Source organism: Gordonia tangerina (assembly GCF_021556435.1).
Taxonomy (GTDB): Bacteria; Actinomycetota; Actinomycetes; order Mycobacteriales; family Mycobacteriaceae; genus Gordonia; species Gordonia tangerina.
This window is the reverse complement of record NZ_JAKGCU010000019.1, coordinates 90883-99032: the sequence shown is the minus strand read 5'-3', so window position 1 is coordinate 99032 and position 8150 is coordinate 90883. Positions and strand designations below refer to the sequence as shown.

Annotated in this window: 7 protein-coding genes; all 7 read right to left on the bottom strand. The window is 66.1% G+C overall.

Annotation, left to right across the window (positions count from 1 at the left end):
- Nucleotides 1-153: 153 nt before the first annotated feature.
- The 7 genes from L1892_RS18130 to L1892_RS18100 all read right to left on the bottom strand — a co-directional run bounded on the left by L1892_RS18130 (nt 154) and on the right by L1892_RS18100 (nt 8139).
- Nucleotides 154-1353 carry a fatty acid desaturase family protein gene (locus L1892_RS18130; protein ID WP_235725039.1) on the bottom strand — a complete coding sequence of 400 codons (1200 nt, stop codon included), beginning with the start codon at nt 1351-1353 and terminating at the stop codon, nt 154-156.
- A gap of 69 nt (nt 1354-1422) precedes the next feature.
- Nucleotides 1423-2745, bottom strand: coding sequence for a fatty acid desaturase family protein (locus tag L1892_RS18125; protein ID WP_235725038.1), 1323 nt, complete (start codon nt 2743-2745; stop codon nt 1423-1425).
- Between the two features lie 155 nt (nt 2746-2900).
- Entirely contained in the window at nt 2901-3974 is a 1074-nt protein-coding gene (locus L1892_RS18120; protein WP_268900449.1) for a GNAT family N-acetyltransferase, read from the bottom strand.
- Nucleotides 3975-4105: 131 nt separating this feature from the next.
- A complete protein-coding gene (locus tag L1892_RS18115) occupies nt 4106-5227 on the bottom strand; it encodes a ferredoxin reductase (protein WP_308191721.1) in 1122 nt (373 codons plus the stop codon).
- 94 nt (nt 5228-5321) lie between these two features.
- Entirely contained in the window at nt 5322-5888 is a 567-nt protein-coding gene (locus L1892_RS18110; protein ID WP_235725036.1) for a DUF6912 family protein, read from the bottom strand.
- Between the two features lie 100 nt (nt 5889-5988).
- Complete coding sequence (locus tag L1892_RS18105; RefSeq protein WP_235725035.1) at nt 5989-7497, bottom strand: wax ester/triacylglycerol synthase domain-containing protein; 1509 nt, start codon at nt 7495-7497, stop codon at nt 5989-5991.
- A gap of 81 nt (nt 7498-7578) precedes the next feature.
- Nucleotides 7579-8139, bottom strand: coding sequence for an Rv3235 family protein (locus tag L1892_RS18100; protein ID WP_235725034.1), 561 nt, complete (start codon nt 8137-8139; stop codon nt 7579-7581).
- Between the last annotated feature and the right edge of the window lie 11 nt (nt 8140-8150).

The following is an 8150-nucleotide window of genomic DNA, read 5'->3' as shown; positions in this document are numbered from 1 at the left end:
GGTCTCGATCCAGAACTCGCCATCAACGGTTCCGTAGCCACGAGTGCTCACCCAGCAGCAGCCACCAACACCAAGTCTGACCCAAACTCACGACCAGACCCAGTAGCTCCCATTAGTAGCCACCGAGCCGCTAGGCGAGGCGGCGTATCGAGATCACCTACGCGACAGCTTGTTGCGCTTCAAATCAGCGATGGCGGACTTGAGCCCCCGGGTACGCGCCATACCGGCGAAGCGACGTTCGGACGCGGTTTCGGGGGCGTCGTCGGCGGTGTCGCGCAGGAATCGGTCGGGCAGCGCCAGTTTGTTGATCGTGCGCAACGTCTTCATGTACTGCACGAACAGCGACCCGGTGGTGTACGGCAGGTCGTACTTGTCGCACAAGGCACGCACGCGTTCGGCGATCTCGGCATAGCGGTTGCTGGGCAGGTCCGGATAGAGATGGTGCTCGATCTGGTAGCACAGGTTGCCGCTCATGAATGCCATCGCCGGTCCGGCGTTGAAGTTGGCGGTGCCGAGCATCTGCCGCAGGTACCACTGCCCCGGCGTCTCGTCGTCGAGCGATTCGGTGGTGAATTTCTCTGCGCCGTCCGGGAAATGGCCACAAAAGATCACCACATACGCCCACAGGTTGCGAATGACGTTCGCGCTGAGATTCGCGGTTAGCGTGTGCCGCGCATTCGGTCCGGTGAGTACCGGGAACAGGACATAGTCCTTGGCGACTTGCCGACCGATCTTCCGTAGGAACAACGTGATCTGCGGGATCGCCTCCTCCTTGGACTTCTTTCCCGCGATGACGTCCTTGAGCGCCAGATCGTGCAGCCCGATACCCCACTCGAAACTCAGCGCCAGCAACACGTTGAACAGCGGCTGGAAGGCGCGGCGCGGTTCCCAGGGCTCGTCCCGGGTGACCCGCAGGATCTTGTAGCCCACGTCGTCGTCCATGCCGACAACGTTGGTGTACTTGTGATGGATGTAGTTGTGCGAGTGCTTCCAGTGCGGGGACGCGCACACCATGTCCCACTCCCACGTGGCGGAGTGGACCTCGGGATCGTTCATCCAATCCCATTGCCCGTGCATCACATTGTGCCCGAGCTCCATGTTCTCGATGATCTTCGACAGGGCCAGCGACCCGGTGCCCAGCCACCACAGCGAACGCTTGTGGCTGCCGAACAATGCGACTCGCCCCACCACTTCGAGTGCTCGGTGCGCGACAATGGTGCGCCGCAGATAGCGGACATCGCGAAGCCCCCGATCGGCTTCGATCTCGCGTCGAAGCGCATCGAGTTCTGCGCCGAGCGCCTCGACGTCCGCGTCGGTCAGATGGGCATACTCATTGATGTCGGTGATGGCCATTGGTCCCCATTATGCCTGCGCAGCCGCGCCGGCCGCACGCCCGACCCCACGCGGTCGGGCGCGTTGGGTTCACGCTGCCCGGCGTTGCGGGGTCGACGTCGCAACGCTCGACACCGAACGGTCGCGCCGCCGACCACGCTTGCGCAGTGCAGCGATGGCGGTGCGTAAACCGCTGCGACGTCCACTGACCGGATCAACCGTGCCCTGCAGGCGTGCACCATCGGCCAACTCTGCCTTGAAACGCCACTCGGACGCCGTCTCCGGCGCGTCATCGACGGTTGCCGACAGATACTTGTTCGGCAACGACAGCTTGGCGATCGTCCGCCACGCCTTCGCGTACTGCACGGGAAGTGAACCGGTGGTGTAGGGCAGATCGTATTTCGCACAGAGCGCCTGCACGCGCACCGAGATCTCCGGCAGTCGGTTGCTCGGCAGGTCGGGGAAGACGTGGTGTTCGATCTGGTAGGAGAGGTTGCCACTCATGAAGCCGAGCACCGGACCGGAGCGAAAGTTGGCGCTGCCCAACATCTGCCGCAGATACCACTCCGCCTGGGTTTCGCTGTCGACGTCCTGCTTGGTGAACTTCTCCGCACCATCGGGGAAATGGCCGCAGAAAATGACCGCGTTGGTCCAGACATTGCGGATCACGTTGGCCAGGGCATTCGCCGACGCCGCCTTGCCGAAGGCACGGGCGTAGCCGGTGCGATGTCCCGTCGCCGCGCTCACCATCGCCGGATACACGGCGTAGTCCTTGGCGATCTGCTTGCCGACCTTCTTGCCGACATCGGCGAGGTCGCGCTGGAATTGCTCCTTGGCCTCGGGCGTCCGACGCTTCTTGCCCAGCTCGAGATGCTGCACGGCGACGCCCCACTCGAACAGCAGCGCGAGGATCGTGTTGTATGCGAGGTTGCCCAGGTAGAAGGGTCGCCACCGCTGATCGCGGGTGACGCGGAGCAGGCCGTACCCCACATCGTCGTCCATCCCGAGCACATTCGTGTACTTGTGATGGATGTAGTTGTGGGTGTGCTTCCAGTGCGCGGACGGGTCGGTGTTGTCCCACTCCCAGGTGGTCGAATGCACCTCCGGGTCGTTCATCCAGTCCCACTGACCGTGCATCACATTGTGGCCGAGTTCCATGTTCTCGACGATCTTCGCGACGCCGAGCGCACCTGCGCCCGCCCACCACATCGACCGCTTGGTGGAGCCGAAGATCAACGCGCGACCGGCGAGCTCCATGCCGCGTTGGAAGCGGATCGTGTTCCGGATGTAGCGCGCATCGCGCTCGCCGCGATCGGCCTCGATGTCGGCGCGGATGGCGTCGAGTTCACGGCCGAGCGCTGCGACGTCGGCGTCGGTCAGATGGGCGTACTCGGGAATGTCGCTGATCGCCATGAGCCCTCCCGGGTGTAGTCGAAGACCTGTGTGGTTCGGCCGGAGCACCGACCTACCATTCCGTAACCTACGCAAGCGTAGGTTAGCCGGAGCCGACGTGTCCACCCCTTGCCGATGTCAGGGCTCGATTGTGACCGAGCGCACTCTGTGCGCGGTCAGGCGTCGTCGCGCAGCAGTTCGTAGCCGACGAGATCCTCGAGGCGCCCCGCGGAGCTGGCGGCGAGCGGTTGGGTGCCGAACTCGCGCAATCCGGCCCGCCGCGCCAACGCTTTACTGCCCTCATTGGAATCGGCGGCGAACATCGTCATCCGGCGAATGTCGAGGACATCGAAGCAATGGCGGACGGCCGCCGGAAACGTCTCGCCGAGGACTCCGCTGCCGCGGGCATCCGGATGGGTGTAGAAGCCGATCTCCGCCCCGGTGACAGGGCTGATCTCGAATATCGAGATGTCGCCCAGATAGTTGTCGGTCTCGAGGTCGGCAACCGCCCAGGTACAGGTCTCCCCGCGTGCGGCGGTCCACCACTTGCGGGTGCGCTCCGCGGCGGCATGCTCGATCAGCAGCGGGTCGGGGCGCCCGAACAGGTACTTGCGCGAGACCGGGTCATCGAGGGTCTGTCGAATCCGCTCGTCATCGGCCTCGGCGAGTGGACGTAATCGGAACCGATCGGTTTCAAAAGTGGTTGCGCGCCAAGTTGATTTGGGCGCGAAGTCGTCGCCGGCACGCCACTTCGCACACCACGCGTCGACCACTTTGCTGTTCATCTCAAGCCAATCCGGGATCTTGGCGGTGAGTGTGAAACCGCAGCTGTGCGCCGTCCGGAGACTCGCGAGGTTCCCTTCCTCGGCCTGCCACCGCACCACCTCGATATCCCGGTGGGCGACGGCGTACTCGATCGCGAGGATGATCGCTCGACGGGCCAGCCCCCGCCCGCGCACATCCGGATGCAGGACGAAACCGATCTCGACGATGCGACCGGAACCGGTCAGATCGACACTGCCGATGAATCGCCCCTCATACTCGATCGCCCAGGTCATCGCCTCGCCGGACTGCCATCCGGCCCGCGCCCCGGCAATATAGCGCTCGGCATCGGTGCGGCCGTAGGGCGAGGGCATCCTGGCCCACCGCATCGTCAGCGGGTCCGTCGCGTACTCCACGACCCGCTCCGCATCCGCGGACGAATGGGCCCGCAGCGTGACGACGTCGTCGGACAGGACCGGCACTTCCATGGTCTGGGTCAGCTCAGCGCGCACGCGGATCTCCTCCGTGGTCGACTACTGCCGTCCTGACGAGCCTAACGCCATCCGGGCGCGACGCCGAGTCGAAACCGAACTCGCCCGCAGGTCCGAACCGGCGCGTCTCACACGTCGAGCGTGCAGTCCCCGGCCGCGACGCTGACGCAGGTCTGGATCCGCTCACCTTCCACGTGTTCGACTCCGGACCGCAAGTCGCGGACACACCCTTGATCCAGCATGACCACGCAGCTCTGGCAGATCCCCATCCGGCAACCGAAAGGCATCAGCACCCCCGCCGATTCACCCGCCTCGAGCAGCGTCGTCGCGCCGTCGACCTGCGCGACCGTACCCGACCGACCGAAGGTGACGTTTCCGCCCCGCGCACCGACCGCGCCGCGTTCAAGCGCGAACCGCTCGATATGCAGTGCGTCATCGACGCCGGCATCGGCGAACATGGCCTGCACCGAGTCCAGGAACCCGGCCGGGCCGCACGCCCACGTCTGCCGCTCGCGCCAATCCGGCACCACCGTGGCCCATCGATCTCCGGTGAGTTGCCCGACGCTCCGCGTGTACTGCACATGCAGATCGATCAGGCCGTCGGCGGCGAGCCCGGCGAGTTCATCGGCGAACAGCAGATCGTCTTCGTGGGGCACCGAATGCACCAAGCAGATGTCGGCGCGCTGCCCGCGATGTCGGATGGTGCGCAGCATCGACATGATCGGGGTGATCCCGCTTCCGGCAGTGGCGAACAGGATCTTCGACGGCAACGGCTCGGGCAGCACGAACTCGCCACGGGGCGCCGCGAGTCGGACGACGGTACCCGGACGCAGACCGGTCACCAGGTGCGAGGACAGGAATCCCTCGGGCATGGCCTTGACCGTGATGGCGATGATCCGATCATCGCGACCGCCCGCGGTGACCGGGACCGACGTCAACGAGTAGGAGCGCCACGTCCAGCGCCCCTCCATGCCGACGCCGATGCCCACGTACTGTCCCGGCTGATAGTCGAAGGAGAACCCCCACCCCGGCCGGATGCGGATGGTGGCCGAATCCTCGGTCTCGGCGGTCACGGAGACGACCTTGCCGCGCAGTTCCCGAGCCGACCAGAGCGGATTCGCCAGATGCAGATAATCGTCGGGCAGCAGTGGCGTGGTGATCCTGGCGACCGCGGCGCGCGCCCACTGCGCAGCCCGGCTGCGTGCGGCGACCCCCGCCACCGGCTCTTCGAAACGCTCGCGCCAGCCCACCTGCGCACCACCTCACCCGTGACCGACGATCACGCTCGACACCCGACAACCTACGGTTCCGTAGGTTACGCGACCGTTGGCGGGCAGCCAACCGTCACAGCAGTTCGAGCAGGAACGGCAGCTCCTGAGTGGCATACCAGGCAAGGTCGAAGTCCTCCACGTCGCCGACCGCGAGCTCGGCGTCCTGGTCACCGAGGTCGGCGGCATCGATCACCACCGCCGCGGCCCGCACCTTGTCCTCGGCTTCGGCGACGTCGACGTGCACCGAAGCGATGTCACGCAGCGCCACCGGCCCGGAGATGCGAACGACCGCGTCGTCGAGTTCGGGATGCAACGTCACGTCGGCGACATCGGCAGCCACCACCACGCGACGCGGCGGAAGTCTCGGCGTGTCCCCCGGTCTCGTGGTGCGCTCGTCGGCTGTCAGGTCCGCATCGGCGGCGTCGTCGCCGGGTTCGGGAGCCTCGCCGGCGAGTAACCGCAGCGAGGCGCGCGCAGCCTCGCGCATCGCCACCTCGGCGAGTTCCTCGTCGTCACCGGATACGAACGCCTCGCGCAGGGTCGGGGTCAACGCGAAGCCGGTACCACCGACCGCGCGGAACTCGCCGACCTCGTTGAGCTCCATCAGCATCGCCAGTGTCGCCGGCAAGTACACCCTCATCCGCACCATCCCTCAACCACATCGGCACCCCGCTGTCAGATCAATCCACCACCCTATCGGCTCGTCGGCGCCGCCCCCGGTGGGCGGCCGACCCAGCGGATCACTTGGTGGCCAGGAGCTCCTCATATGCCTCGGTCACATAGTCGGTCATCGCCGGCAGATCGTTCATGACCCCGCGATCGGCGATGAACGCGAACTCCAGGTTGTCGCGGTAGTCGGTGATGCTGATGGCCAGCGCCCGCTGGGCCATCAACGTGGGGATCATGTACATCTCCGACACCGGGCACCCGTCCACGAACTTGTCGGCGACCGGCGATGTCCCCATCCCGACCGGCACGTTGTAGGCGCGACGGTTCAGGCTGCGGAAGGCGCGCGAACTCAGCTCGGGAAAGGGCACCACACCCAATTCGGACAGGATCGGTTGCGGACCCATCGACAGCCGTCGCGACGACTGCGAGTACCGATTGGCCAGGCCCGCCACCTGCGCCAGTCGCACCGCCGGATTGTCCTCCCCGACGGGCAGGTCGGTGACGAAACTCGGTTTGCCCACGGCGATCCAACGCGCCTCGGAATCGAGACGTCGCTCGACCCCGGGGTCACGCGCCGACAGTGGGAGCACCACGCGGACGGTGTCGGCGACGTTCACCGACTCGTCGAAGGACAGCATCCACCGACGCATCACACCCGAGATGATCGCCAACTCCACATCGTTGACTGTGCAGTCGTAGCGGTCGGCGATCTTGGCGCATCCGCGACGTGGAACCGACGCCACCGCGAAGATCCGGGTAGACGTGGTCGAGTTGTTGAGCGGGCTCGACGGAGCCGAGTCGGAGAGTTGCTGGACGATGCTGCCCACCCGGCGCAACGCGTCCTCGGCAGTGGAGCGCACCTCGGCGACCACCGAGTTCCCGTGCATCAACGAGTCCAACAGATCGCCGGGCCGGGAGAACGCCTCGGCCACCGCACCCACCGCCAGCGACACCGAACCGGGCGGCGCTCCCGGCATCCACAGGTCTTCGGCGAGCGCTTCGACCTCCGGCTGTTCGTCGCAGATCGCCTCGCTGATCTCGAGCGCGGCCTCGTCATCGACCAGACATCGGTGGGTCTTGGTCAGAATTGCCTGTTGACCGTTTGGGAGTCCCTCGATCAGGTACATCTCCCAGAGCGGCCGGGTCCTATCGAGTGGTCGCGACATGACCCGCGCGATCAGATCCTGCAGCTGCGCGGTGTCCCCGGGGCGCGGCAGGCCGGAGCGGCGGATGTGGAAATTGATGTCGAAATCAGGGTCGTCGACCCACACGGGGCGGGCCAGCCCGAGGGTCACTTCGCGCACCACCTGCCGGTACCGGGGAATGGACTGCAACCGGTTCTCCACCAGCGCGACCAGGCTCGGGTAGTCGAGTGTCCGGGTGGTGGAGCCGCTGCGCGCAGATTTCTTCGCCGACCCGGATCTCGCGCCGTCACCTGACTGCTGTTCGGCCGCCGCAGTCGTGCCCGACTTCTCCGATTCGCCCGCGTCAACGATCAGCAGCGCTCCGAGGTGAGTCGTCGAACCCGTCTCGTCGAGGAAATAGAACATCGCTTCGCGCGGGGACAGCCGGTTGACCACGAGTGTGATCTTAGTGGTGCTGTCGGTGAGTTCGTCCGGACTGTGCTTGCTCGATCGGTGAGTCAGGTCGGGCAACGGACATCAGACCAGCGTGAAAGCAACCAGTTGCCAACGATATTCCGCGGCGCGGGTCAGCACCGGGTGTCGCGGGCCGGGCGTGGCGCGCACACGACACGGCAGCTGCTCGATGCGTGCGGCGAACGCCCGCACACGCATCCCGCGACGATAACTACCGAAGATCTCGGCGGTGCCGGGGCTGAGCATCTGCACGTGCACACGACGCAACGTGGCGGTGTCGCCGGCCACGCCACCGGGTGGTGTCAGGCGGATGAGCGCGGCGACCTGATCGATGAGATGCGCGGTTGCCAGCCCCTCGAGATGTGCCACGGTGCGGCGACGGTCGATGACCTCGAGGACCAGGGTGATGGTGCGGATGGCGTGTCGTCGGGCGTCGACTGTCGCCTTCGACAGTGCCCGACGCGGCCGGCGGGTCGGCTCATCGGGCACCGCGCCGGGCGCCGTGGCGGGCGCGCTCGTGTCGGGAGCGCCGCCAGGGACCTCGTCGACGGGACGGGCCGGCGGCTCATAGGACGGTGCGGGTCGGATCAGGACTCGAGAGGGCTCCATATGAATCGGACGCATCAGCGTGCCCG